Raw genomic sequence first — 24,152 nt, forward strand, 5'->3', positions numbered from 1 at the left:
TGGTCGCCTGTTGCTCCTTGCGGCCCTTGATCGCCTTGCGGTCCTTGAGCGCCTGTTGCTCCTTGCGGCCCTTGGTCGCCCTGAGGTCCTTGGTCGCCTGTTGCTCCTTGTGGCCCTTGGTCGCCCTGAGGTCCTTGGTCGCCTGTTGCTCCTTGCGGCCCTTGATCGCCTTGCGGTCCTTGAGCGCCTGTTGCTCCTTGCGGCCCTTGGTCTCCTTGTGGTCCTTGATCACCAGTTGCACCTTGCGGCCCTTGATCGCCTTGCGGTCCTTGAGCGCCAGTTACACCTTGCGGCCCTTGGTCACCCTGAGGTCCTTGAGCGCCTGTTGCTCCTTGCGGCCCTTGGTCACCCTGAGGTCCTTGCGGTCCTTGGTCACCTTGCGGCCCTTGGTCACCTTGCGGTCCTTGGTCACCCTGAGGTCCTTGAGGCCCTTGCTCGCCCTGAGGTCCTTGCGGTCCTTGGTCGCCTTGCGGTCCCTGTTCGCCCTGAGGTCCTTGCGGTCCTTGGTCGCCTTGCGGTCCTTGGTCGCCCTGAGGTCCTTGAGGTCCTTGGTCGCCTTGCGGTCCTTGATCGCCCTGAGGTCCTTGCGGTCCTTGGTCGCCTTGTGGTCCCTGTTCGCCCTGAGGTCCTTGCGGTCCTTGGTCGCCTTGAGGTCCTTGTTCGCCCTGAGGTCCTTGCGGTCCTTGGTCGCCTTGCGGTCCCTGTTCGCCCTGAGGTCCTTGCGGTCCTTGATCGCCTTGAGGTCCTTGAGCGCCTGTTGCTCCTTGCGGCCCTTGAACGCCTTGAGATCCTTGAGCGCCTGTTGCTCCTTGCGGCCCTTGGTCGCCCTGAGGTCCTTGAGCGCCAGTTATACCTTGCGGCCCTTGAACTCCCTGAGGTCCTTGAACGCCTTGAGGTCCTTGTTCGCCTTGAACTCCGCGAGGTCCTTGAGTACCTTGAACGCCCTGAGGTCCTTGAGCGCCTGTTACACCTTGAACGCCGCGAGGTCCTTGAGCGCCTTGAGCACCTTGAGGCCCTTGAGTGCCTTGAGGTCCTTGGAAGCCTTGAACTCCGCGCTGTCCTTGAGGCCCTTGAGGTCCTTGAGCGCCTTGAACGCCACGAGGTCCTTGAGTGCCTTGAGGCCCTTGAGGTCCTTGAATGCCACGTTGTCCTTGAGGCCCTTGAGGTCCTTGAGTGCCTTTAGGTCCTAGAGGTCCTTGAGCGCCTTGATTACCTTGAGGTCCTTGAATGCCGCGCTGTCCCTGAGGCCCTTGAGGTCCTTGAGCGCCTTGAACGCCACGAGGTCCTTGAGTGCCTTGAGGTCCTTGCGGTCCTCCTCCCTGAGGTCCTTGAGGCCCTTGAGGTCCTATCGGCCCAACTGCTCCATCTGTCCGTGCAGCCTCAAAATGAGTAAAGACGGGATCGGCTACCACTGTAACTGTTCCGGCATTGGGTTGAATAAATACCCTCGTGCTGTTACCCGGAGCGAAATTCATCTGAGCGGTGAGGTTTACTGAGAAAGGCAGATCCGGATGGTCCGTATTTCGGATGAATATCTCCCCGGATTTGTTAGGTCCTTCTAATGCGAGTGCAATGAATTCCACGGAAGGGTCCGCCGTGAGCAAAAGGCTGACGCTAATCGTATACACGCCGCCCTGGCTGGAGACGAAAGTAGAAGCCACTGGGTTGTACTCGCCGTTCAAATCATAATCAACGATTGGAAAGGCTACGAAGAACGGTCCGGATGGTGTGAAATTTTGGTCTGTACTTGCACGAGCTCTAAATGCAGATTCAGCCAACTAGATGTCACCTCCGTATACTTGATGTAGCTTCACTCCCAAAACTTAAGATTGTGAAGCCTTTAATATAGTATGTAACGAAACGCATCGAGCCTCGGCGTTTGTAGAGGTGAAATCGTATATTTTGAAATCGACGTAAAAGCTTCTTTTCCGGGTAACAGCGGATACCGCACAACAAACAGCCAACACCGCATTAAGTAAAGCTAATGAAGCATAGGCGAAAGCGGATATAGCACAGACAGGAGCAGACACGGCTAATACCCAGGCGAGTTTTGCGGCGAACACTGCGAATGAATCATGAGAGAAAGCGAGTGCAGCACAGACTACCGCTGATCTAGCTCTGAGTAAATCCGAGACAGCATTCGCAACGGCAAGCTATGCTAGCCTTGGGCAGAACAGGCCGGAGATCGATTCGAATCGGTAAGCGCTTACAATAGCTTTTAAAAGAGCGGAACATGACACTGGCCGAGGCAACCGGTTTAAAGCCGACAACTGAGCTATGCAACATTTGGTCAAGGTCGCGGAGGCATTGGGGATATTTGACATAAAGGAGCTTATTGAGTTGAGAAAATGAAAAGAGTCCCGCCAGTCGGTTTGAACTGGTTAGGGACTCTTTTTTGCGTTATTCATGTAACTAAGTGCTTAGAACACTACCTGTAAGTCCAGCAAAATTTAAAATAATAGTTTGATTAGACGATAAACTATTCCCTATGGCTCGTAGAGTATAGGTATGGGTACCAGTCAGTGGAGCAGCGTCACAAGTGGTAATAGCAGTCGTTATAGGGCTGCTTGGAGATGCCGGGGAATCGTTTGCTGTAGCAATTACTGTGCTATCATCACGAACGATCGTTAAGGTAAAGGTGTTGCTTGCATTATTTGGTGTCCACGTTACATAGGCGGTCAACCAAACTACGTTGGTTGCTGCCGCAATACTGGCGGTTACAGTTAATACAGTGGACGTTGGCGTTGCGGCGGTCAAAACTATAGATGGTGTACCGGCGTACTTTGTACAATTAAATCCAGTTAAAAGCCCCGTTGCTCCTTGAGTGCCCCGTGCTCCTTGGGGTCCTTGAGCTCCTTGGGGTCCTTGAGCTCCTTGGGGTCCTTGAGCTCCTTGAGTGCCCGTTGCTCCTTGGGGTCCTTGAGCTCCTTGAGTGCCCGTTGCTCCTTGGGGTCCTTGAGGTCCTTGAGCTCCTTGAATGCCCGTTGCTCCTTGAGGTCCTTGGTCACCCTGAGGTCCTTGCGGTCCTTGGTCTCCTTGCGGTCCCTGTTCCCCCTGAGGTCCTTGCGGTCCTTGGTCTCCTTGCGGTCCCTGTTCGCCCTGAGGCCCTTGCGGTCCTTGGTCTCCTTGCGGTCCCTGTTCGCCCTGAGGTCCTTGCGGTCCTTGGTCTCCTTGCGGTCCCTGTTCGCCCTGAGGTCCTTGCGGTCCTTGAACGCCTTGAGGTCCTTGAGCGCCTGTTGCACCTTGCGGCCCTTGAGGTCCTTGAGCGAATTGAGGTCCAACTTCATCTGCCTTAAAATGAGAATCGGCCAACTAGATATCACCTCCGTTATTAATGTTAGCTTCACTATTAAAATCTTATAATTGTAAAGCCTTTAATATAGTATGTGACGATACGCAGAGAGACTCGGCGTTTACAGAGTTGAAATTATACAAATAACGCCCTTCCGACTTCCTATTGGGAAGCAGAAGGGCTAAAGAGCTTGCTTTCTCGTTACTTGGAACTTTGTTCGGCGAACTGTCATTCATTGTTCGGGAACAGTCTGCTTGGTCCCGATATACAGCGTATCGTTCTCGGACAAACCGTACAGGTTTGCTTCCTCGACACCGTATTTATCCGCCAAATTAAATAAAACGACATGAAACCCGGCCGCTTCCAATCGGCCAACGAAGCCTTTGCGATTATAAATGCGTACGTGATCGTCCTGGCCGAAGTGTTCTTTTCTTGCCTGTGGAGAGGTCACCGTCGGGTCCTCCAGAATCTCCTCGAAGTTTACAGCGATCGGCACTTGCAGAATGCTCCAGCCGTCCGGCTTCAATACGCGGTAGATTTCCGCCATCGCTTTGTGATCCTCGGGGATATGTTCCAGCACATGGCTGCAAATAACGGCATCGAACGTTTCGTCAGCGAAAGACATGGCCGTTAAGTCTATCCGCTCCATTTCCGCATCCTGAGGCATCAAATCGCCGCATATATACGAAATGTTCGGATGCCCTTTTAACCATTTCCTTAAATTTCTCTCGGGCGCAATGTGCAGTAGTTTGTGCGGCCTTGCGAGCAGCTTCGTTTCCCGTTCCATATAAAATTTATACAACCTTTCCCTGTCGAAAGAGGAGCACACGGGACATATGGCGGTCCGCTTGTTCCACATTTCATATTGACACTTGGGAAAATCGTAAATATCCGGCCACGGGCGAAAACGTTCAATCGTATTATTGCAATAAGGACAATAGTAAGGACCTTGGTGTTTGAGATGGTCAGCCAAATGATTTTTCTCCTTTCCTATCTCTTGTCAAGCCGTTTTTTGATGACGGCCGGCACCCCCGCAGCCATCGTAAAGTCGGGGATATCGCCTTTGACGAAGGCTCCGCCGCCAATGATAGACCAGCATCCGATGCGGCATTTCTCCCGAACCGAGGAGCCGATGCCGATGTACGCTCCTTCGTCTACGGTCACGTTGCCCGCCAGATTTACACCCGGGGCGATGGTGACATAATCGTCAATGACCGTATCATGACTGATGTTGGCGCTTCGATTGACAATCACATGGCATCCGATCCGGATATTATCGGTCAGGATGGCCCCTTCGCAAATCATGCTGCCTTGCCCTACGGTATTTCTCCTCGACAAACGGACACGCGGATGGACCAGCGGGTCTGCGATACGGAATCCCGACCGGATCGTATCGTAAGCGAACCGCTTCTTCAATGCCGGGTCCCCGACCCCGGCGCATACGATCTCGACCTCCTGCCGCATCGCTTCGATATCGTCAAGCGTTCCCAATACAGGAACTCCATTCACCTGTTGGCCCTTCATTGCAGGCCGTTCGTCCAGAAACCCCAGCACCTGCACTCCCAGTTCTTCGCAAAGCCAGTTGACCTCGCGGGCGTGTCCGCCCGATCCCCAGATGACGATCTTTTTCATGTGGCATTCCCCTCGGTAATGCTTCCAAGCACCTTCACAATTCGCCCAACGGTGTCCTCCTTCATTTCCTCCCAGAGCGGCAGACTAACAATACGGTCTGCAATCCGTTCCGTCACCTGAAGATCGGAATGGGGGTAGCTTTGAAACTGCTTCTGCTGATGGCACGCCGGGGAGAAGTAAGTCCGGGCTTCAATCGAACGGGAGGCTAACCGCCGGAGGACTTCCCGGTTGCCGAGAGAGTCCGGGCTCAGCAGAGAGAAAAATTGCAGGGGCACCTGGCCTTGCATCTTTTGGGCAGACCATCCCCGCTGCAATAAATCCTGCTGCTTCAATTCACGGCGATAATGGCCAATGATCGTTTTTCTTCTCTCCTGCACTGCCTGGAACCCTTCGAGAGTGGCCAAGGCGATAGCGGCGGTATATTCGGATATTTTGCTGTTTAAGCCTGACATCACGGATTCTCTGGAGCTGGAGAAGCCGAAGTTTCCAGCCCGGCGGATTCGCTGAATGAGCTCCTGGTCCGCGCTATACACTAGCCCGCCTTCTCCGACGCCAAACGTTTTGGTCGCGTGAAAGCTGAACACCACGGCTCCACCGAAGCCTTTGCCGAATTGTACGTCATCCTCCGCAACGGTCGTTCCAAAGCTGGCAGCCGCATCAATGACGACCGGAATTCCTTCCTGCTGCAGCTTGTTGTATATGGATAAATCGATCTCCGAACCGAAAGTGGCGTAAGGAACGACGACCGCAATCTGCTCGCCCAGCCGCTCGACCGTCTCCTCCAATTGCGCTTTGTTCATTTGCCAATCGTCCGGTTCCATATCCAGAAAATAGGGCTCAAGCCCGCACCACTCGGCGGCAAGCGGGGTCGCTGCAAAAGTAAAGCTGGGCATCACCGCATATTTGCCCCGGGGCCGCTTGCATTGCGATATCGCCAGCATCAGCCCGAGCGTAGCGTTATGCACCGTCACGGCCGAGCCGATGCCGCCGAACATTTGGGCAATCACCCGCGTTTCAAACAGATGATTTAAGGGGCCGTAATTGGAGTAAATCCGGCTTGCTTCTATTTGTTCAAAATAAGAAAGCAACCGCTCCTTTTTGACTAAGTTCGGTCGCAAGAACGGAATTTCATACATAAGGCAACCTCTTCCCGCTGGAATCCGCTTCCAATCAAAGTGTGTACACCTTATCGTATGAACCCCATGAACGGGAGGAACGGCGAATACCCGGCTCCGCCTCATTCTATCGTATTCAAGATCGAATCGATCCGCTGAATGTCCGCTGCAAATTGCGGGTATCCTTGCACACGTTTGCGGTAAGCAAGAAGAGCGGTTTTGAACAACTCCTCCGTTTCGAGAAACCCGTCTTCTCTGGAGGCGATCGTGATATCGAGCCATTCGCTGAACGCTTTGAAGCCAAGCGTGCTGTTGTTTTGGCTGGCATGTAACCGAAAGTAGCTGAGCGCTTCCGGTATATAAACCGCTTTTCCTTTGGACAATAGAGATAACCAGGCAGCCATATCGTTGATCAGCGAATACTGCTTCCCGCGGTATACTCCGAACGGTTCGGTAAGGTCCGCCTTTTTAAATAAAACGGTCGTCGGCTCGCCGATCACATTCAAGCAGCGGGTTAATGCGATGTTCCCCAGCGTTGTTCCATCCATCACCCTCGTCTCTTCGTACAGTCTGACCGTGGCGGCGATGGGCGCAAGAAAGCTCCCCGATTCATTGATGGTTTGCCGGTAGGATGTGACCAGCGTGATATTGTCGAATTCACTGAAAAAATAGAGCATTTTGGCGATCTTCTCTTTATGAAATACGTCGTCATCCATCAAGTAATTGATATATTCCCCCGAGGCCAGGTCGAAGCATTTGTGCCAGTTTTCAAGAAAAAGATTTTTCTCGTTTTTATGGTATTTGATCTGGGGATAAGCCGCTTCCAGCATTTGCTGCACTTCGTTATTGGAGCTGTCGTCGCAAATGACGATTTCGATATTCGGGTAGGTTTGTTCGAGTACGCTGTCGATAGCGAGTTTTAGCGTATGGGGCCGGTTATAAGCGGGAATAACGACACTAACCAACGGATGTTTCAAGATAACTCCACCTTTCTTTTAAAATGAGCCCGCATTGTACGATAGGATGGCTACCTCCCAGAGTATGCGTTCTCAAGCGAAATGTGCGTTCATGCGCAAGGTTTTGGGCGGACAAATGTTCGAGCAGCGGAATACACTGCGTATGTGAAAAAAAGAGAATGGATCGGCACTTGGGCTCAGCTTGTGTTCGACATCTGGGAAAGGGGAATCAACTTGTCATCGGACTTCATTCCTTTATTGACGGTTCATCTGTTTGTGTCAGACAAGATTTCGAAGAATAAATTGAAAGAACCGATCTTGAGGCTGGCAGAAAACCACATCACCGTGAAAATGTATGGGCCTGATGATCCATTAGTCGATGCCGGCCCCCGGAAGCCGCGCGTCTATGCTTCCATAGGAGATGAATGGAAGCCTTTTACAACTCTAAACTCGCTGCATGTTCAGGAAAAAAAACGTTGGCTGCACTTCCATTCGCCGGACGAACTCGAATCGAATAAATTGTTTTATTGCTGGCTCAGAGGGACAGATCCTCTTCCTGAAAACAAAACCGTTCCTCCTACCCGTTTCTCTTCCGATACGCCTCTGATCTCCGTGTTCACGGCCAGCTACAGGTCAAAAGAAAGAATTCAACGTCCCTATCGATCGCTGTTAAATCAGACTTACCCGAACTGGGAATGGGTCATTGTGGACGATTCCGGAGATAACGAGGAGACTTACAAGCATGACTTGCTTCCTTTGAAGGACCCTCGCGTGCGCAGATATCGCCAGGATTCCCGCAATGGCTATATCGGGGCGCTCAAAAGGTATGCCGCGGGCCTGTGTACAGGGGAAATTTTAGTTGAAGTGGATCATGACGACGAGTTGACGCCCGATTGCCTGGAGAAGATCGTTCGGGCATTTCAGCAAAATCCCGAATGCGGCTTGGTTTACGGGGATTGCACCGAGGTGTACGCGGAGAACCTTCATGCGCATTGGTACGGCTGGGATTGCGGTTTTGGATACAGCACATTTTATCGGGTCTGGCTGCATGAAATGAACCGCTGGCAAAATGCGCACAGACATACGACGATCAACGGCAATACCGTCCGCCATTTGGTCGGGTTGCCGAATCATCCTCGCGCATGGTCCCGGGATTGTTATCATCTGGTCGGGGGGCACCGGGATGAGCTGCTGGTGGCCGACGATTACGACATGCTGATTCGGACGTTTCTTTGTTCCAAGTTTGCGGCCGTTCCCGATCTACTCTATATCCAATATCGGAATGAAAGAGGAAACAACACCACGTTTCTAAGAAATAAGCAGATTCAGATTTTGGTCAGAGAACTGGAACGGGTTTACCACGATAGAATTCATTCGAGGCTGACCGAGCTGGGGCTGCCGGAGCATCTGCCATACAACCGGATATGGGAGACTTCCGTACACAATCCCGCCCGCAAAACGGCTCATGTCATTCATGAAGACACTACCCGAGTTTCGATCTTGTTCCCGATTCCTTACTCTCATCCGGAAACGGAGCATACGCAATTAAGGAAGACCCTCCAAAAGGGGATGGAATCCGGCTTTAAGAACACCGAGGTGATCGTGGCGGGCCGTATCCCCAAGGAAGTGGAGTTTTTCGCTTCCCAAGCGCCTGCGGGGGCGATCCGTTGGTGGCCGATGGAGCCGGACGATTCGTTGGAGACTTGTATCCAGTACGCGAAGTATTGTGCATCCTGTAAAGAGAAAGTGGTTGTGCTGTAAAAAATCGCCCTCTACTGCCAAGAAGGCAAGTTGAGGGCGATCTTTAGGTCGGTACGTGATTAACCGCCTGTCCCGTTATGAATAGTGTTTGGTAGACCAGGCTGTGGCTGTTGCAGCGCTGTACCGAATACACCGCTGAATAAAAACAATCCTAAAACCAAGGAAAGCCATACTTTTTTCATAGATCAGACACCTCCTTCCAGTATATTTCTGTAACGCATTTTTTGTTGCTCAGTCGCAAAATCGGCATGCTTCGCAAATAAGGAAACGCATCTTTCGAAGCCTGAGTAATGCCTCAATTTCTGTGAAAGGTATAACGCATACAATAGTTCATTCAACCCGGTTATTATTTGCCGATTTCTGAAGCTGTACACTGCCTTCTCATGCCAGAAGTGAAATAATTGCGTGCCGTTTATGTATGTAATGGAAGTGTTGATCGGGGGAAGCTTCGCACAGAATTTGTCTAAAAATTCATCGATCTTAAAATTGTATAGGTTCGCCGATTCAATAACTGTAAGTAGACTTGGAAGAAGTTCGATGGGATGCCTGTCCAAAAAGTCCGATAGCTCCGTAAGGACTTTGTCATTCCCGCATTTTAATTCAAGATTGTACATATTTGCCTTGCCCCAGATGCGAAATTTATCGACCTCCTTGTGTCCGGTTTCGTCAAGAAATTCGAACCATCCAAGTTCGGAATATTCCGAAACGTAGCGTTTCGCTTCTTCACACCGCTCTTGCATGGTTAGGGCGATTCCTTTTAGAAGAAACCCTTGTCCATAGTATACTACTAAATGTCGCTCAGATTGTAGAATTTTGGGAGGTTTGTTATTTTTTCTGTTTTCAAGCTGTCTATCGTAGATGGTTCTAGCCAAGGTTCTTAATTCATCCGCATATCTTTCGACTTTTTTCCAATTCCATAAGGTGTAATAAACATTCGCCATTTGTAGCAAGGCATCCAGCTTCACATCTTCCGGCAGATAAAAATAATGTGACTCAAATCTAGCCAACGCTTCTTTGTTTTCTTCCGATCCGATGCCAATGAGAGACTGAAATAACCGAAGCTGGCTCATAATGTATTGCGGATGGTGAGTATCCTTCACATCATCGATGACATGACGGAACAAAGGAACTGCCTCTTGCTTCCTTCCAGCCTTGTAAAGATGCTCCGCCATAGAAAAATAATGTGAAGGATCGACCTCCGATCCTAAACAGCTAACATCAGGATGTTGCCCCATTCCCTTTACCTCCCTCGGTAGTTAAATTTTAACATAAAAAGCATACAAAAAACAATGTTTTTCCTCAATTTCTTGTTGAGAAATCCGTCGAGACGGAGAGATTGAAAGCGCAAAAAATCGAACTAACGCCAGCTTACGCCGGGCAAGGACCGTAAAAGAGGAAGATTATCATTCAAGTAGTGCGGTCAACGATTTTTGGCAAAGAAACTTTTTTACTGATTTCGCGTCTAATCAATTAAAACTATATTATGGAGGTGAATACAAAATGAGGAAGTATGTAATTGGATTTGTTTGCGGTTTATTTGTTTCAATGTCTACTATAGTATACGCTTCAGATTCCATTCAAGCCTTACTATTTCCGGTTAATTTTAGTTTTAATGGGAACAAAATTGACTTGGGCGAATACAAGATATTAAATTACGAAAATCATACTTACGTCCCAATTCGTTTTGTTGCAGAAAATACCGGAATATCGATAAGGTACAGCGCTCATGACAACGAAATCTTTCTGAATGATGCCCCCGCACAATATATCCCCTTATCCACTATATTAAAAAGTGACTTTGATAACATTACAAAAATTGAAGTTAAATTTGGAGATGGCGGAAAAGTCATACCGATTAACGAAGCCCGTACCATCGGTGAAATTTCGAGCAAACTGAAAGAAATAAAGCTTCGTAAAAAGAACGATCAATCCCCTGGTTTTGGATATTTATATTACCTTACGATAATAGCTGGGGACAAAGAATTAAAGTATTTCAATACCCTTTCATTAGAAGATGTCAGCTACGAATCAACCCAACTAACGAAAGAGTTAGATAATTATATTTTATCATTAAGAAGTAATTGAAGTCAGAAACTCCCCTTTAAGTAGACTATAGTATTTTTCTTAGACATAGTCAGCTTAAAGGGGAGTTTTTGTTTGTAGAAGTTTTTAGATGGATTCCGGCACGAAAGACTGGACGGTTTGAACGTAATTACCGTACGGATAGATTACATCCGTTGGTTTTGAATGCCAAGAATCGCGTACAATTGCATTTCTTTGTCCATTATCAAGTATTTGATACCCGATTCCTGTTAAAGCGTGGTCTCCATAATTTAATCCGGGAGTTTGGTCTTTCCATACGCTAATAATTGCAGGTCTATAGTTATCAATTTCGTTTTGGTAGTTGGAAAAGTTTGACCAACCGTCAACATTTAAGCTATATCCGTGTTCTTTCCAATAAGCTTTGCCGCCATTAGCTGCATTTATAGAGGTAGTAGCACCATTACTATCGGTATTCATATAATAGGCAAGATCTTGAATGATTTCATGATCAAACATAGGGCTGCCTTGACTAGTTTGTGTTAGTTTGTTGTACCCTCGCTGTTCAGACCAATATCTCACAATGTTTGCAGCGGCTGTTGGAACGCAACCCTTATACCATGGAATATCAGGAACGCTATAAATATATCTCCCCGATGAAGAAGTAGCATTGGCGGAAACAGTTGCCAGATTGTTTGGCCCTTCTAAGTTGGTCGTTTTCGCCAATCCTTCTTGCATACTTTCCCTTGTAAACATACCTTTGGCTTTCAAAGATTTTCGTTCGATTTTTCGATTGTTTTTGAGTTCGATAAAGTTATCATTATCGATCTTTTTAAAGTGAGCTGATGGACCAACAAAAATGCCCTAACGGTGAAATATCTGTTAACGTATTGATGATTCCGTATGTCAGTGCATTCCAACGGGTATGAGCCAATGCTCGCTCAAGGAGCTGCTCATTTTTGCGTCCGAATTGCCCCTTTTCATAATGCTCCAATGTAAAGCTCTTAATAACCGGTATACCGTTTACTCGTTCATGTAAATACCCTTGCATTTCCGCAAGTGACTGGGACCTTGCTTTAGTCAAGGCACTTAGTCTCCTGTACAATACTTTAACGGCAACTACATAGAGAGGGAGAATCGCAATAGCGATAAGTGTTAGCGAAGAATCCATGTAGCTCATGATTCCCAGTGCAATGGATAAGGTAACGATGTCAAGCCAAATGTTCATCATTCCCGTTTCTACCAAGCTTTTCGTCTGTTCTACATCATTCATCATTCGGGAAATAATTTCTCCCACTTTATGGTTTTGATAATATCGCAAGGAAAGCTTGTGAATGTGGTCGTATAATCGGTTGCGGATATCAAATAAGGTCCGATTCGTAATGAGTTGAGCAAAGTATTGCCGATAATATTCAATCGGATACCGAATGATTACAAATAATACAAATGCTCCGCCGATGATAAAACCGAGCTGTACAATTTTATCGTTTTGCGTGAACGAACCTAATAACAACGAATCCACTACATATTTCAAAAGTAAAGGCAAAGTAAGCGGGATGCCGAATTTGACAATCCCGATTAAGACCGTAATTAAAACAAGGCGCCAATACGGCTTTACAAATGTAAGATATGCTTTCAGACTCGACAAATTAGATACCTCCTTCGCTATATAATTCAACTATGGTTCACTCATCCTACTATTTTAGCGTACCCCACTACCCTATATTAAATCAACTGCTTTTTCACTAATACATATAGAGACGGGGGTACTATAGGGCGAATATCGTAGCTTTGATAAAGCTGACTATTATCAGGTCATATATCAAGCACCAAGCAAAACACTGTGCCGTAAAATGACTGCTAGAAAAAAATAAGGAGAGACAATCGAGTTGTCTCCCCTTTCCGTTATTTAATTAGCTTATTTACGGTGGTCATCAATTCGTCCAAAACCTCACGATCGCCTTCTTCAATCCGTTCAATCACACAGCTTTTTAAATGATGTTCCAGCAGTTGCTTTCCCAATCCATTAAGAGAGGCTTGGATCGAAGAGATCTGATGCAGCACGTCATCACAATACGTATCTCGTTCGATCATTCCCTTCACCCCGCGCACTTGCCCTTCGATACGATTCAGTCTTTGGATCAAATTGTGTTTGGTTTTTTCGGAATGATGACTCTTCCGCTCTGTAGAGGATGTATGGTCGCATGAGACAGTCTCATGGTTGGTATGGCTCATTGGATCAGCTCCTTCTTATTAAATTTAACATCCCCCCTCCCCCTATGTAAAGGGGAAAAACCAGACGGTGTACCTTTTATCGCAAATAATTAAGGCATTATGGAAAGTTGTTCTACCGGCAGCATTCACAGGACAGTCAACTTATGCTTCCTTCAACAAACCGCTTATTTCATTGAGATTTTCCGCGAAGCCGACGAACACCTTATCGCCAATAACAATCGTCGGCACAACTTGTTTTCCGGTCAGGTTCCAGACTTCTTCTGGATACTTAGGATCTTCTTCGCAGTTTAAATCTGTATAAGAGATTTCATTCTCTTTGAAGTAGCGTTTGGCGAAATTACAGTCACTGCAGGTCGGGATTGTATAGATTTTTACTGGTACCTCCATGTTCGATACACTCCTCACTTATCAATTATTTTATGCCACAACGTTATATCCCTTTTTCCGAATGGCATCCTCAATTTCGGAAATCTGAACTTCTATTATTGGGTTCACCTCCTTCCACGAATAATATTAGCGAATCACTTGATATCGACTACGAAAGGTACAGTGAAAACTTTTCCTTGATGTTGAAATTGACCCCAGATTTTATAGGTGCCGCTCTTCGGGAAGGAAGTCATAAACTCAGCCTTCGGTCCGGTCGCCTTTTCGTCCACCGGATGGACATGGAGATATTGCTCCGCATCATCCGATAAAATAACGACATGTCCGACAGCACCCAGATATTGCTCCAGGTTGCCAATCTCTTCCTTCGTTTGCGCGTCAACAATAGTAAACGTAAGGGTGACTTCATCTTCCGCCCTTGTGCCGCTGAAGGTAAGCTCGACTTCTTTGCCATCGATAACTTTTACAAGCTTCTCGTCTGCTTTGACAGCTTCATGCGCTTTTTCTTCCCCCTCCACCTTCACCCATTCACTGAGCTCCTTACTGCCTCTTCATAGTACTCATTCCCCCTGTCAGTACCTCGTTATCACTCACTCAAAAAAAGGACACCCTCCCTTCAGAGCCGGATTCGAACCGGCCTATTCGAAGGCAAGATGCCCTTTTTGCTTACACTTTCATATTGCTGCTATGCCCGGGTGAAAGCTTGGCTTCCGGATCGATGTAAACTTTGGCATTGTTAATGGCGGTCGGCGCTTCTCCGAATCCGACGGCAATCAGCTTCAGCTTGCCTGGATAAGTCGTAATATCTCCGGCCGCGAAGATGCCGGGAATGTTCGTCTCCATCTTCGTATCGACAACGAGTGAACCGCCCTCGACGGCAAGTCCCCACTCTCGGATCGGTCCCAGTGAACTAACGAAACCGAAATTGATGAGGACTTCGTCAACTTCGACCATCGTCTTCGTTTGGGTCTTCACGTTGGTCAGCACAACCCGCTCGATGCTTTCCTCTCCGTGAAGCGCCGTAATCTCGGTCGGCACGACGACATTGACTTTGGACTGCATAAGCAACTCGACGCTATGCTCGTGAGCCCGGAATTTATCACGGCGATGAACGAGCGTCACCCGCTCTGCGATTGGCTCAAGCATCAGCGACCAATCCAAAGCGGAATCACCGCCGCCGCTAATGAGCACCTTCTTGCCGCGGAATCGCTCCAGATCGCTGACGAAGTAATGAAGATTGGAATTCTCGAAACGCATCGCTTCCGGTAGTTCCAACCTGCGCGGCTCGAAGGCACCGACACCAGCAGTGATGATGACGGCTTTCGCTTGGTGAACGGCGCGATCCGTGACGATCTCAAACGACCGTTCACCGAGCTTGCGCACAGCCAGCACCTTCTCCTCGAGTCTGACGTCAGTTCGGAACAACTCCATCTGATTCTTTAAATGATCGACAAGCTCCTGGGCTTTCACTTTAGGGAAGCCGGCTACGTCGTAGATCATTTTCTCCGGATACAAAGCGGCGAGTTGGCCGCCGAGCTGCGGCATACTTTCTATTAGTGTAACCGACATCTGTCTCATGCCGCCGTAGAAGGCGGCAAACATGCCAGCAGGACCGCCTCCAATAATGGCTACGTCCGAGTTCGTGATGATTTTGTCGTACATTCTTTAGTACCCCCGAAGCAGTTCTTTCTTCCATTTAGGAAAATGGCTTATCAGAAATCTTGATCGAATCGGTGGGGCAGCCGTCTAGCGCATCTTGCAATTCATCCCACAAGCTTTCGTCGATCGGAGTGCTTCCGCGATTATCGTCTCCCTTGAAGATGACGTGGGCCAAGCCTTCATCGTCGTAGTCGAAAATATCGGGCGCCGCCGCTCCACATGCTCCGCATGCAATGCAGGTGTCCTTGTCTACGCATGTATATTGGGCCATCTTATACGCTCCTTCGCGTTTTTCTCCAGTATGATTTAACAAACCCGGCCGAAGCTCGACCGGGTTTTCTCTTTAAAGAGCTAATTGCAGTTATATTTCCACAAAGCCGATAAGATCGTATGATATATTACACCAGTACGGCGTTATATCCTTTTTTCTGAATGGCTTCCTGAATCTCGGCAATCTGAACCTTGGCTTCGTCAAACCGAACATCTACCGTGCCCTGCTCAAAATTAACGCGACCTTCAGCGCCGATTGCACTAATCGCACCTTCAATTCTCGGAACACAAGAACGGCAAGTCATGCCCTGTACTTGGACGGTTGCTTCTTTCATTGGTTTTCACCTCCTTTCAATGGCTGGATTCTTTATCCTGCGACCTGTTGCAGCTGCTCTAGCGAAATCCGATCCACAAACTTGCTGAACTTTTCCTTGCCTTTGGCATGTTCTATATAATAATCAATGATAGCCATAATGGCGGGAATGAGTCGATCTTCCGCGACTCCCTCGCGAAGCAGCTTGGCGAAGGAGGTTTTAAGCCCCTTCGACTCACCGCCAACATAAATATTAAACTTGTCACGCATTTTGATAACACCGATATCCTTAATGAGCGGTTCACTTGTACCTAACGCGCATCCGGCATAGCCGATCTTAAGCGGTGTAGGCGTTTCAATGCCAGCTATGGCTTGATTCAAGGCTTTGGCCGTTTCAAGCCCCGCTTCCTCGGCGCCTTTACAGAAATTGCAGGCGATCAAGCTCTTGGTTACAAACCCGGCAGGATTCACTTCAAGACCATTACGCTCAAGCTCTTCCTTGATAGCTTCCCGTCGTTCGATCGGCACTTCTGCATAGAGCTGTTTGAAGGCGGTCATTTCCACTTTCGCATCGGTCCCTACGATCGTGCCGATTTGGACAAGCTGGTTTGGCGTGAATAAGCTGCCACCAAGCTGTATCGCCGGACTTATGGCAATTTTTACTTTTTCACCCACCATGATCTACTCCTCTGTGCAAACTTAACGAATCACTTGATATCGACTACGAAAGGTACGGTGAACACTTTTCCTTGATGCTGAAATTGTCCCCAGATTTTATACATACCGCTATTCGGGAAGGAAGTCATAAACTCAGCCTTCGGTCCGGTCGCCTTTTCGTCCACGGGATGGACATGGAGATATTTCTCCGCATCATCCGATAAAATAACGACATGTCCGACAGCACCCAGATATTGCTCCAGGTTGCTGATCCCTTTCTTCGTTTGCACATCTGCAATATGAAACGTAAGTGTGACTTCGTCTTGCGCCTTCGTGCTGCTTAACGTAAGCTCGACTTGTTTGCCATCTACAACTTTCACAAGCTTTTCGTCCGCTTTGACAGCTTCATGCTCTTTTTCTTTTCCCTCTACCTTCACCCATTCACTGAGCGTAGTGCTCGATCCGCCCTTCGGAACAAAATCGGCATAGAGCTTGTAGTCCCCGCCTCCGGGAAACGAGGTATCGATCGAAAACTTTCCGTTTCCATCAAACTAGCATCGTGCCCACCATGCTCTCCATGTCCTGTACTTGGAGCTGCTGTATTTTCTTGATTCTGATTGCTGCCGCCATGACTTGAATATGTGTCTTCCTTGGGCGTTCCGCAAGCAGTCAGTACCCCGAAAGCCAACACACCTGTTAAAAGCAGCACCCGTTTTCTCTTCGTATGAATTGACTCTCCTAATCCTTTGTTAGTGTCGCACTTTCACCCGTTGCAGACGAAGCGCATTAAGGACAACGGAAACCGAGCTTAGTGCCATCGCTGCGCCGGCAACCCACGGCGCCAGTAAGCCGATTGCAGCGATCGGAATCCCTAACATGTTATAACCAAGCGCCCAAAACAGGTTCTGCTTAATATTGGTCATCGTTTTGCGACTCATGAAAATCGCATCGGGAATGCTCGACAAGTCGCCGCGCATCAAGGTGACATCCGCCGCTTCCATCGCTACGTCTGTCCCTGTGCCGATTGCCATGCCGATGTTTGCCGTTGCGAGGGCTGGCGCGTCGTTGATGCCGTCCCCGACCATCGCCACTTTTTTGCCTTGCGCCTGCAGTTTTTTCACTTCTTCCGCTTTTCCTTCAGGCAGCACTTCAGCGCGTACATGGTCGATGCCGACCTGGGCCGCGATCGCCTTCGCCGTCCGTTCATTGTCGCCTGTGATCATAATGACCTGAATGCCCATTTCCTTCAGACGACTTACGGCTGCCTTGGACGTTTCCTTAATCGTATCCGCAACCGCAACCATACCTGCATACCGGTTATTTATCGCAACCAGCATGGCCGTCTTGCCTGCCTCCTCCAAACGGGACATCGGTTCATATGCCGCCTTCGCATCGACTTCGTACTTTTCCATCAACCGGCGTGTACCGACAAGCAGCTCACGGCCTTCTACGACCGCCTTGATGCCGAATCCCGGAATAGCTTCGAACGACTCTGTTCCCGGCAGCTCAATATTTCTTGCCTGGATGCCCGCAACGATCGCTTCCGCCAGCGGATGTTCCGAGTTTTTCTCCGCCGCGCCGACCAGTCTGAGGAATTCCGCCTCGTTGCCTTCAGCCAAAACATCTGTCAATTCCGGCTTGCCTTTTGTTACCGTGCCGGTTTTGTCGAGAATGATCGCATCGATCTTGTGCGTCTGCTCCAGATGCTCGCCGCCCTTGAACAAAATACCGAGCTCCGCTGCGCGTCCCGACCCCGCCATGATCGACGTCGGGGTTGCCAATCCAAGTGCGCAGGGGCAGGCAATGACGAGAATGGCGATCGCTTTTTCCAATGCGCCTGCAAAATCGCCGGGGGTGACGAAGAAATACCAGACCAGGAAAGCCACAATGGCTACACCCACGACAATCGGAACAAAGATGCCGGAGATGATATCCGCTACCCGTTGAATCGGCGCTTTGGAGCCTTGCGCTTCCTCCACGACCTTAATAATTTGCGCAAGCGCCGTTTCCTTGCCGACCTTCGTCGCTTTAATCCGAAGCATGCCGTTTTTGTTGATCGTAGCTCCGATAACCGCATCGCCGGCTCTCTTTTCCACCGGGAGACTTTCGCCCGTAAGCATCGATTCGTCTACCGACGACACGCCCTCCAGCACTTCTCCATCCACCGGTACTTTATCTCCCGGACGAACCAGAACGACATCTCCTGCGATCACTTCATCAACGGGAATCGTCAGCTCCTGGCCATCGCGGATGACCAAAGCCATTTTCGCTTGCAGCCCCATTAACGATTTAATCGCTTCGGAGGTCCGGCCCTTCGCGTTCGCTTCGAACAGTTTCCCCAATATGACGAGCGTAATCAGTACCGCGCTTGTCTCGTAGTACAAGGAAGGTCCATGATGCATGCTGTCGCCCATCGCGAACCAATCGAGGGTCAAATACAGGCTGTAAAAATAAGCAGCCGAAGTGCCAAGCGAAACCAGAACGTCCATGTTTGCACTGCGATTGCGCAGCGCCTTATACGCGCCTACATAAAACTGTTTGCCAATATAAAATTGCACCGGCGTGGCCAAAATAAGCTGGAACCACGGGTTCATCAGAAAATCCGGCATGTAGATCCACGAAGTAAACGAAAAGTGACCGACCATCGTCCATAACAGCGGGAAGGAAAGAATCGCCGAAATCAACAATTTCCGTTTCTGCTGACGAATTTCGTTCAAACGATGGTCGCCTGCATCTTGATTTTCCTGCTTGATCGTGGCTTTGTAGCCAAGCTTTTTGACCTTGCTTTGCATATCCTCGATCGAGACTTCGCCCGATGAATACTCTACGCGAGCGGTTTCCATCGCGAAGTTTACCGTGGCGCTTGTCACGCCCGGCATCTTGCTGAGCCCCTTTTCGATTTTGTTGGCGCATGCGGCGCAGGTCATGCCCTCGAGATTAAATTGCGCAACTTCCGTAACCGTACCGTATCCCAGCTTTTTAATGGTTTCTTCCAGATTTTTTCTATCCAACTTTGCCGGATCGTATGTGACGTTTGCTTTTTCCAAGGCAAAGTTGACGTTGGCAGAGGAGACCCCTTCCATTTTATTGAGGCCCTTCTCAATGCGGTTTGCGCAAGCGGCGCAGGTCATGCCCGTAATTTGCAACGTTGATTGCTTTGTCTGTGCAGCTTCCACGATGCTTCACTCCCTTGTCTTTAGATGACTTACACGACTTCGTATCCTTGCTCTTCAATGGTTTCCTTGATCAGCTCGATCGAAATTTGATTTTCATCGAACGACACGTCCACCGAGTTGTTCTTCAGATCGACCTTTCCTTTTGCCCCGATTTCTTTAAGCGCGCCCTCAATGGAATTGACACAGTGCTGGCAGCTCATACCTTCAACTTGCAGTGTGATGTTTTTCATTTTTCCTCATCCTCTCGCTTCATTAGAATGGTTAATGTTCTTAGCATTTCATCCGCGACCGTATCGTTATCCTTTAGACGGGTGCTCGCCGCGTATGCTTTCAGGTGATTCGACATGAGCACAACTCCGACTGCATTTAATGCAGAATGGACAGCCTCAAGCTGGTTGAAGATATTATCACAATATTCATCTCGCTCCACTTGCCTCTGCACCCCGCGAACCTGCCCTTCAATTCGATTCAATCTGATCTGGATGGAGATCCGACCCTTCGGAGTCATGTAGCTTGATGCTTGAATTTCAGGAAATGATGCCATCGATTTGTCCGAATTCATTTCCATCACCTCAAAATTAGTATACCCCTCTATCCTATATATCGTCAATATTTTTTTACCGCCCCCCTCTACCTATATTTAATTCGAAGAAAAAGCAGCAGACGCTGCCCCAGCAGCTTACTTGATTAACTTATTCATGGTAATCATAAGCTCTGTTAACACTTCGGAGTCCCCTTCCTGAATCCGTTCGATAACACAGCTTTTCAGATGATACTCCAATAAAAGCTTTCCTACCCCATTCAAAGCAGATTGTACGGAGGAGATTTGGTTCAACACATCATCACAGTACGTATCCCTCTCAATAAGTCCTTTAAGGCCGCGAACTTGCCCCTCGATCCGATTCAATCGGTTTAACAAGCTGTTTTTTACTTTATCTGAATGATGACTTTTTCGTCCAGGTTCGGCAGTCGAGCAGCAACTTTCGCTTTCATGCTCAAGCATTTCTGTATCCATGTTGTTCATATGATTCGCCTCCTTCACCTTGATTATACCATACCCCAATACCCTATTAGATATTACAATTATGGAGTTGGAGCTGCGACAAAGTCAACGCTATCTTGTCCAATTTCGTATTCTGCAAAACGCAAGCCCATGCTTCAACTGCAACTGCTGCATGTTCCACTGCCGGAGCACGTATCGCTCCCGCAGCTTTTTTTGGTCGGAAGCGGATTGTTGCTCGGAACCTTGATTGAATCCGATACGGCTTTCGCAATCGTCATCGAAACTCTGTACAATAAATCATCAACACGGGATTCAGCCAGTTGACCTTATGGGTGGCGCCCGCTGCGGAAACGACATTTTCCTCGATCATCGTTGAACCGAAGTCATTGCAACCGAAATGCAGAGACTGCTTGCCAACCTCCGGCCCCATCGTCACCCACGAGGCTTGGAAGTTATTAATATTGTCGAGGAATAGCCGACTGATCGCCACGTTCTTCAAATAATCCTCTGGTCCCAGCTTCTCAGCTCTTAAATTTGTATTTTCCGGCTGGAACGTCCATGAAATGAACGCCTTGAAGCCGCTTAGCCTTCCGGAGATGGCTTTATCTAAAATGCGGTTGACCGGACCACTCATCATTTGGACGCTCCTTATTCAAATCCCATTCCGAGAAACGTTCCTCGATAAATGGCTGATAATGATATCTTCTATCCAGCTTCAAAACCCTTCGATTCTGTTTGCGGATCAGAACAGTCGTGTCATCCCAAGCCACAACAATCCCTTTTACGTCATTTGCGGGATAATCATCACGAACTACCCGCAGCTTCATTCCCTGCTGTCGATAATGATTTAATAGTTCTTCACTGATCAAAACGCTACCCTCCTTCTACTCAAACCGCATAGCTTTCATACGCTCCCATCCTCATGTTCGAATGGACGACTATTTTCCTTAAAACGGCCCCCTACGACATTATGCAAAACAGTAGTCTCCTATAGATTCACCAGTAACTGCTTCAGCTCATCAACACCGTATGCATATCACTCGCTGCACTTAAGTCTCCAGCCAAACCCTTCGTTTGGCCGGAGACCTGTCGTGATTAATCACATGACTGCCGGACCGCTTGACTCCCCTGGTTTGGGCGAACGGATAAAGAGCAAAGCCAGAGCAGCTCCTGCAAAGGCCACTATACCGGACCAAAAAAAGGCTTGATGAAATCCGTCATTCAAGGCCGCTACGGAATCAACTCCTCCTTGGGAAGCTGTTGTGGAAGCGGCGATCGCAACCATAAAGGCCAAACTTAATGCCGAGCCGATCTGATAACTGGTATTGGCCAGACCGGATGCTAAGCCCGCCTCTTCCGGCTTCGCCCCTGACATGGCTGCCATCGTTGCCGGGATATAGGCAAGAGACATGCCGAGCGCCCCCAATAACGATGCCGGGAGAACGTTCGCAACGAAAGTACCGTCTACAGGCGTATTTCCCGAGAACCACATCATTGACGCTCCGAGAGCGATCAAGCCGATCACGATATTGGCTTTCATACCAAACTTCCCGATTAATTTGCCTGTAATGAACATCATAATAATGGCAAGAAGTATCGTCATCGGAAGCAAAGCGACTCCACCGGCAAAGGCGGAAAATTTCAAAACCTGCTGCATATATAGGTTGAGGAAATACCAAAGCGGAATCCATCCGCCGGAGAGCATAATGAGCGCGAGATTTCCGGCAGCCAGGTTTGGCGCTCTAAATATTCGGAGCGGCACGAGAGGTTCTTTTTTAACAGCCTGAAGGATGAGAAAGAGAATAAACAGAACGGCTCCCGAAATGAGGGTCCATAGCGTGGACGGCGATCCCCATCCATTATGTTCTGCCGTTACAATACCGTATACAATCAACACGAGAGCGGCTGTGACGAAGATGGAGCCCGCGACATCAATGCTCCCTTTTCTGCGCTGCCCTTTCGACAATAGGGACGGAGCTAGCAATAAGGCCAGAATACCGACTGGAACATTGATTAGAAACGTCCACGTCCAACTCAGCCATTCGGTAATCACTCCCCCAAGAAACACACCGGCAGATCCTCCTGCCGCTGCCGAAGCGCCCCAGAAGCCAAGAGCCTTGCCCAGTTCCTTCGGGTTACCGCTGAACAACATCATGACAATCGTCAACGCCGACGGAGCAATTAGTGCGGAACCGAACCCTTGCAAGGCGCGGCCAACATTAAGCGCCTCATCATTCCATGCCAGTCCTGCAAATAAAGAGGCTAGGGTAAGGATGGAGAAACCCCACATGAAGATGCTTCGTTGACCGAATAGATCGGATAATCGGCCGCCCAGCAGCAGCAAGCCGCCAAAGAAAATGACATAAGCGTTAAATACCCACTGCAAGTTTTCCTGCGAATATCCAAGTGCTTCTTTAATGGCCGGCAAGGCTACCCCAATAATCGAGGTATCCATAATGACCATAAAATTTGCAAAGCAAAGCAACGCCAATGCCTTCCAACGCTTAGGATCGGGTTGCGAAAGAGCCTGTGATTGCGTAGACATATTTAATCCTCCACCTGAACAGAATTTTCCGAAGAACGTCTCCCGGTCGATCACCTCGTGACGGCCGTCTAAAACGAGGGGCCGGAATGCCATATTTCCCCGAATTCCATTTCATTATAGTATAGCCCCCCACCCTATTGTCAAGGTGCTTTTTTTATCGTGTATAGGGCTGTTCCCTCACTAATTAGGTGACTGAATTTGATGTCTGCTTCTTTTGGATCACTGGTATACTATTCTTGATTTTTATTCTTCCATTTGTTCATTAAAGGCTCATAATTTTCGATTAACTCAAAGATTATTGCATAACAGAGGGCTAGGACTGCAATTCCAAATTGGGAAAATGCAATATCTTCGAAATAAAAATCCAAACCATAAATGAATAAGTAAGTTATGAAATATGTTGTTACCATATCAAACAAACTTTTAAAAATTTCTCTTCTAAATAAACTCTCTTTAATTACTTCAAGAATGAAGCCAATTACCAAATTAATTGGACTAAAAAATATTATGGCAATTGAAAAAAGAAATCCAGCAAAATTTGTTTTAATTTGAATACCCAACAAAGATACTTTTGATAAAGCCATGATTAGCAAGAAATTCACGCCAACAAATAACCCAATCGAACCTACTACAAGAATACATAGAAGAATGATGAATATTATCTTCCAGAAGATCGAAATTTTTTGCAAAGTCATCACTCCAATTATGAAATCAAGCAAGCCCCTCTTTGACCCGCGACGAATCAATAAAAATAATAGTTTGGTCATACTTCGCAATGGCATACAGGTTTTTTTTCCAGCTTTTACTTTGTCAATGTCAATTATGATTATATGCTGGGACGATTTCAGCAATACCAACGGAGCAATGTCGGTGCCGCAATCCCAATTCGTGCACCAAAGGTAATGTCTTGCCTTTGAATAAGGAGGACGAAGGGGAGAGCAGTGAATCCTGAAAGAAGAGCTTCGTATCTCGAAGCTCCTCTCGCTCGGAGGGTGCGGAATCTGGGTAACACAGGGTTGGGTCAGCCAGTTGTTCAAGAAATTGAAATAAGCTTCCCGTTACAGGGAAGCTTATTTCAATTTTCGTGTGGTTTACCCGGCATAGGCAGTTCCCA

Annotated in this window: 26 protein-coding genes and 3 pseudogenes; 3 read left to right on the forward strand and 26 right to left on the reverse strand. The window is 48.3% G+C overall.

All coding sequences use genetic code 11. The features are described from left to right. A pseudogene (locus NLX71_RS09250) lies at positions 1-1,364 on the reverse strand (collagen-like domain-containing protein); the annotation flags it as partial. A 1,437-nt stretch (positions 1,365-2,801) separates the two neighbouring features. Next, complete coding sequence (locus NLX71_RS09255) at positions 2,802-3,281, reverse strand: hypothetical protein (protein ID WP_302058151.1); 480 nt, start codon at positions 3,279-3,281, stop codon at positions 2,802-2,804. A gap of 150 nt (positions 3,282-3,431) precedes the next feature. Here NLX71_RS09255 and NLX71_RS26790 point away from each other — a divergent pair. Further along, positions 3,432-3,509 (forward strand): annotated as a pseudogene (locus NLX71_RS26790) (group II intron maturase-specific domain-containing protein); the annotation flags it as partial. Between the two features lie 15 nt (positions 3,510-3,524). Here the strand turns inward: NLX71_RS26790 and NLX71_RS09260 are convergent. The 4 genes from NLX71_RS09260 to NLX71_RS09275 all read right to left on the reverse strand — a co-directional run bounded on the left by NLX71_RS09260 (position 3,525) and on the right by NLX71_RS09275 (position 7,016). After that, complete coding sequence (locus tag NLX71_RS09260) at positions 3,525-4,079, reverse strand: class I SAM-dependent methyltransferase (RefSeq protein ID WP_254363324.1); 555 nt, start codon at positions 4,077-4,079, stop codon at positions 3,525-3,527. A 203-nt stretch (positions 4,080-4,282) separates the two neighbouring features. After that, the gene (locus tag NLX71_RS09265; RefSeq protein WP_254363325.1) at positions 4,283-4,924 is read right to left on the reverse strand and encodes an acetyltransferase; all 642 of its coding nucleotides are present in this window, start codon (positions 4,922-4,924) and stop codon (positions 4,283-4,285) included. Beyond that, positions 4,921-6,060, reverse strand: coding sequence for a DegT/DnrJ/EryC1/StrS family aminotransferase (locus tag NLX71_RS09270; RefSeq protein WP_254363326.1), 1,140 nt, complete (start codon positions 6,058-6,060; stop codon positions 4,921-4,923). The genes NLX71_RS09265 and NLX71_RS09270 overlap by 4 nt, the downstream gene beginning before the upstream one ends. 101 nt (positions 6,061-6,161) lie before the next feature. Beyond that, positions 6,162-7,016, reverse strand: a complete 855-nt coding sequence (locus NLX71_RS09275) for a glycosyltransferase family 2 protein (protein WP_254363327.1) — start codon at positions 7,014-7,016, stop codon at positions 6,162-6,164. 213 nt (positions 7,017-7,229) lie between these two features. Here NLX71_RS09275 and NLX71_RS09280 point away from each other — a divergent pair, with 213 nt between their 5' ends. After that, complete coding sequence (locus NLX71_RS09280) at positions 7,230-8,756, forward strand: glycosyltransferase (RefSeq protein WP_254363456.1); 1,527 nt, start codon at positions 7,230-7,232, stop codon at positions 8,754-8,756. 59 nt (positions 8,757-8,815) lie between these two features. On the opposite strand, the gene NLX71_RS26550 is transcribed toward NLX71_RS09280, so the two are convergent. Then, the gene (locus NLX71_RS26550) at positions 8,816-8,938 is read right to left on the reverse strand and encodes a hypothetical protein (protein WP_302058152.1); all 123 of its coding nucleotides are present in this window, start codon (positions 8,936-8,938) and stop codon (positions 8,816-8,818) included. A 3-nt stretch (positions 8,939-8,941) separates the two neighbouring features. Continuing rightward, on the reverse strand, positions 8,942-9,991 hold the full coding sequence (locus NLX71_RS09285) for a DNA-binding protein (RefSeq protein WP_254363328.1): 1,050 nt from the start codon (positions 9,989-9,991) through the stop codon (positions 8,942-8,944). Positions 9,992-10,256: 265 nt separating this feature from the next. On the opposite strand from NLX71_RS09285, the gene NLX71_RS09290 reads away from it, so the two are divergent. After that, a complete protein-coding gene (locus NLX71_RS09290; protein ID WP_254363329.1) occupies positions 10,257-10,841 on the forward strand; it encodes a copper amine oxidase N-terminal domain-containing protein in 585 nt (194 codons plus the stop codon). A gap of 84 nt (positions 10,842-10,925) precedes the next feature. Here NLX71_RS09290 and NLX71_RS09295 read toward each other — a convergent pair whose 3' ends face one another. The 18 genes and pseudogenes from NLX71_RS09295 to NLX71_RS09385 all read right to left on the reverse strand — a co-directional run bounded on the left by NLX71_RS09295 (position 10,926) and on the right by NLX71_RS09385 (position 23,727). Then, complete coding sequence (locus NLX71_RS09295; RefSeq protein WP_254363330.1) at positions 10,926-11,567, reverse strand: C39 family peptidase; 642 nt, start codon at positions 11,565-11,567, stop codon at positions 10,926-10,928. A gap of 61 nt (positions 11,568-11,628) precedes the next feature. After that, positions 11,629-12,444, reverse strand: coding sequence for an ABC transporter transmembrane domain-containing protein (locus tag NLX71_RS09300; RefSeq protein ID WP_254363331.1), 816 nt, complete (start codon positions 12,442-12,444; stop codon positions 11,629-11,631). 257 nt (positions 12,445-12,701) lie between these two features. Then, positions 12,702-13,031 (reverse strand): metal-sensitive transcriptional regulator, encoded by a 330-nt coding sequence (locus NLX71_RS09305; RefSeq protein ID WP_254363332.1) that lies wholly within the window; start codon positions 13,029-13,031, stop codon positions 12,702-12,704. A gap of 141 nt (positions 13,032-13,172) precedes the next feature. Then, a complete protein-coding gene (locus NLX71_RS09310; RefSeq protein WP_254363333.1) occupies positions 13,173-13,418 on the reverse strand; it encodes a glutaredoxin family protein in 246 nt (81 codons plus the stop codon). A gap of 134 nt (positions 13,419-13,552) precedes the next feature. Then, entirely contained in the window at positions 13,553-13,939 is a 387-nt protein-coding gene (locus tag NLX71_RS09315) for a hypothetical protein (RefSeq protein ID WP_309248930.1), read from the reverse strand. Between the two features lie 142 nt (positions 13,940-14,081). Beyond that, complete coding sequence (locus NLX71_RS09320; protein WP_254363334.1) at positions 14,082-15,077, reverse strand: NAD(P)/FAD-dependent oxidoreductase; 996 nt, start codon at positions 15,075-15,077, stop codon at positions 14,082-14,084. A gap of 34 nt (positions 15,078-15,111) precedes the next feature. After that, on the reverse strand, positions 15,112-15,345 hold the full coding sequence (locus NLX71_RS09325; protein ID WP_254363335.1) for a ferredoxin: 234 nt from the start codon (positions 15,343-15,345) through the stop codon (positions 15,112-15,114). A 127-nt stretch (positions 15,346-15,472) separates the two neighbouring features. Further along, positions 15,473-15,679 (reverse strand): heavy-metal-associated domain-containing protein, encoded by a 207-nt coding sequence (locus NLX71_RS09330; protein ID WP_254363336.1) that lies wholly within the window; start codon positions 15,677-15,679, stop codon positions 15,473-15,475. A 32-nt stretch (positions 15,680-15,711) separates the two neighbouring features. Continuing rightward, positions 15,712-16,335 (reverse strand): NAD(P)/FAD-dependent oxidoreductase, encoded by a 624-nt coding sequence (locus NLX71_RS09335; protein ID WP_254363337.1) that lies wholly within the window; start codon positions 16,333-16,335, stop codon positions 15,712-15,714. 29 nt (positions 16,336-16,364) lie between these two features. Further along, complete coding sequence (locus tag NLX71_RS09340; RefSeq protein WP_254363338.1) at positions 16,365-16,694, reverse strand: hypothetical protein; 330 nt, start codon at positions 16,692-16,694, stop codon at positions 16,365-16,367. A 369-nt stretch (positions 16,695-17,063) separates the two neighbouring features. Further along, the gene (locus NLX71_RS09345; protein WP_309248931.1) at positions 17,064-19,490 is read right to left on the reverse strand and encodes a heavy metal translocating P-type ATPase; all 2,427 of its coding nucleotides are present in this window, start codon (positions 19,488-19,490) and stop codon (positions 17,064-17,066) included. A 29-nt stretch (positions 19,491-19,519) separates the two neighbouring features. Continuing rightward, positions 19,520-19,720, reverse strand: a complete 201-nt coding sequence (locus tag NLX71_RS09350; protein WP_254363339.1) for a copper ion binding protein — start codon at positions 19,718-19,720, stop codon at positions 19,520-19,522. Next, positions 19,717-20,052: a metal-sensing transcriptional repressor gene (locus tag NLX71_RS09355; protein WP_254363340.1), complete on the reverse strand. Its 336-nt coding sequence runs from the start codon at positions 20,050-20,052 to the stop codon at positions 19,717-19,719. Before NLX71_RS09355 ends, NLX71_RS09350 begins: the two co-directional genes overlap by 4 nt. A 117-nt stretch (positions 20,053-20,169) precedes the next feature. Next, positions 20,170-20,505: a metal-sensitive transcriptional regulator gene (locus NLX71_RS09360; RefSeq protein WP_254363458.1), complete on the reverse strand. Its 336-nt coding sequence runs from the start codon at positions 20,503-20,505 to the stop codon at positions 20,170-20,172. A 307-nt stretch (positions 20,506-20,812) separates the two neighbouring features. Further along, positions 20,813-21,073: pseudogene (locus tag NLX71_RS09370) on the reverse strand (dehypoxanthine futalosine cyclase); the annotation flags it as partial. A 22-nt stretch (positions 21,074-21,095) separates the two neighbouring features. Continuing rightward, positions 21,096-21,362, reverse strand: coding sequence for a hypothetical protein (locus NLX71_RS09375; RefSeq protein ID WP_254363341.1), 267 nt, complete (start codon positions 21,360-21,362; stop codon positions 21,096-21,098). 230 nt (positions 21,363-21,592) lie between these two features. After that, positions 21,593-23,038 carry a DHA2 family efflux MFS transporter permease subunit gene (locus tag NLX71_RS09380; protein ID WP_254363342.1) on the reverse strand — a complete coding sequence of 482 codons (1,446 nt, stop codon included), beginning with the start codon at positions 23,036-23,038 and terminating at the stop codon, positions 21,593-21,595. A 230-nt stretch (positions 23,039-23,268) separates the two neighbouring features. Further along, positions 23,269-23,727 carry a hypothetical protein gene (locus NLX71_RS09385; RefSeq protein WP_254363343.1) on the reverse strand — a complete coding sequence of 153 codons (459 nt, stop codon included), beginning with the start codon at positions 23,725-23,727 and terminating at the stop codon, positions 23,269-23,271. Positions 23,728-24,152: the final 425 nt, after the last annotated feature.

The sequence above is a fragment of the Paenibacillus sp. MZ04-78.2 genome, assembly GCF_024213375.1.
GTDB lineage: Bacteria > Bacillota > Bacilli > Paenibacillales > NBRC-103111 > Paenibacillus_G.

Coding starts and splice junctions, on each gene's coding strand:
- NLX71_RS09325 (WP_254363335.1), bottom strand. CDS start 15,345: ATGGCCCAATATACATGCGTAGACAAGGACACCTGCATTGCATGCGGA.
- NLX71_RS09350 (WP_254363339.1), bottom strand. CDS start 19,720: ATGAAAAACATCACACTGCAAGTTGAAGGTATGAGCTGCCAGCACTGT.
- NLX71_RS09320 (WP_254363334.1), bottom strand. CDS start 15,077: ATGTACGACAAAATCATCACGAACTCGGACGTAGCCATTATTGGAGGC.
- NLX71_RS09360 (WP_254363458.1), bottom strand. CDS start 20,505: ATGGATACAGAAATGCTTGAGCATGAAAGCGAAAGTTGCTGCTCGACT.
- NLX71_RS09290 (WP_254363329.1), top strand. CDS start 10,257: ATGAGGAAGTATGTAATTGGATTTGTTTGCGGTTTATTTGTTTCAATG.
- NLX71_RS09380 (WP_254363342.1), bottom strand. CDS start 23,038: ATGTCTACGCAATCACAGGCTCTTTCGCAACCCGATCCTAAGCGTTGG.
- NLX71_RS09265 (WP_254363325.1), bottom strand. CDS start 4,924: ATGAAAAAGATCGTCATCTGGGGATCGGGCGGACACGCCCGCGAGGTC.
- NLX71_RS09305 (WP_254363332.1), bottom strand. CDS start 13,031: ATGAGCCATACCAACCATGAGACTGTCTCATGCGACCATACATCCTCT.
- NLX71_RS09335 (WP_254363337.1), bottom strand. CDS start 16,335: ATGGTGGGTGAAAAAGTAAAAATTGCCATAAGTCCGGCGATACAGCTT.
- NLX71_RS09270 (WP_254363326.1), bottom strand. CDS start 6,060: ATGTATGAAATTCCGTTCTTGCGACCGAACTTAGTCAAAAAGGAGCGG.
- NLX71_RS09330 (WP_254363336.1), bottom strand. CDS start 15,679: ATGAAAGAAGCAACCGTCCAAGTACAGGGCATGACTTGCCGTTCTTGT.
- NLX71_RS09260 (WP_254363324.1), bottom strand. CDS start 4,079: ATGGAACGGGAAACGAAGCTGCTCGCAAGGCCGCACAAACTACTGCAC.
- NLX71_RS26550 (WP_302058152.1), bottom strand. CDS start 8,938: ATGAAAAAAGTATGGCTTTCCTTGGTTTTAGGATTGTTTTTATTCAGC.
- NLX71_RS09355 (WP_254363340.1), bottom strand. CDS start 20,052: ATGAATTCGGACAAATCGATGGCATCATTTCCTGAAATTCAAGCATCA.
- NLX71_RS09310 (WP_254363333.1), bottom strand. CDS start 13,418: ATGGAGGTACCAGTAAAAATCTATACAATCCCGACCTGCAGTGACTGT.
- NLX71_RS09285 (WP_254363328.1), bottom strand. CDS start 9,991: ATGGGGCAACATCCTGATGTTAGCTGTTTAGGATCGGAGGTCGATCCT.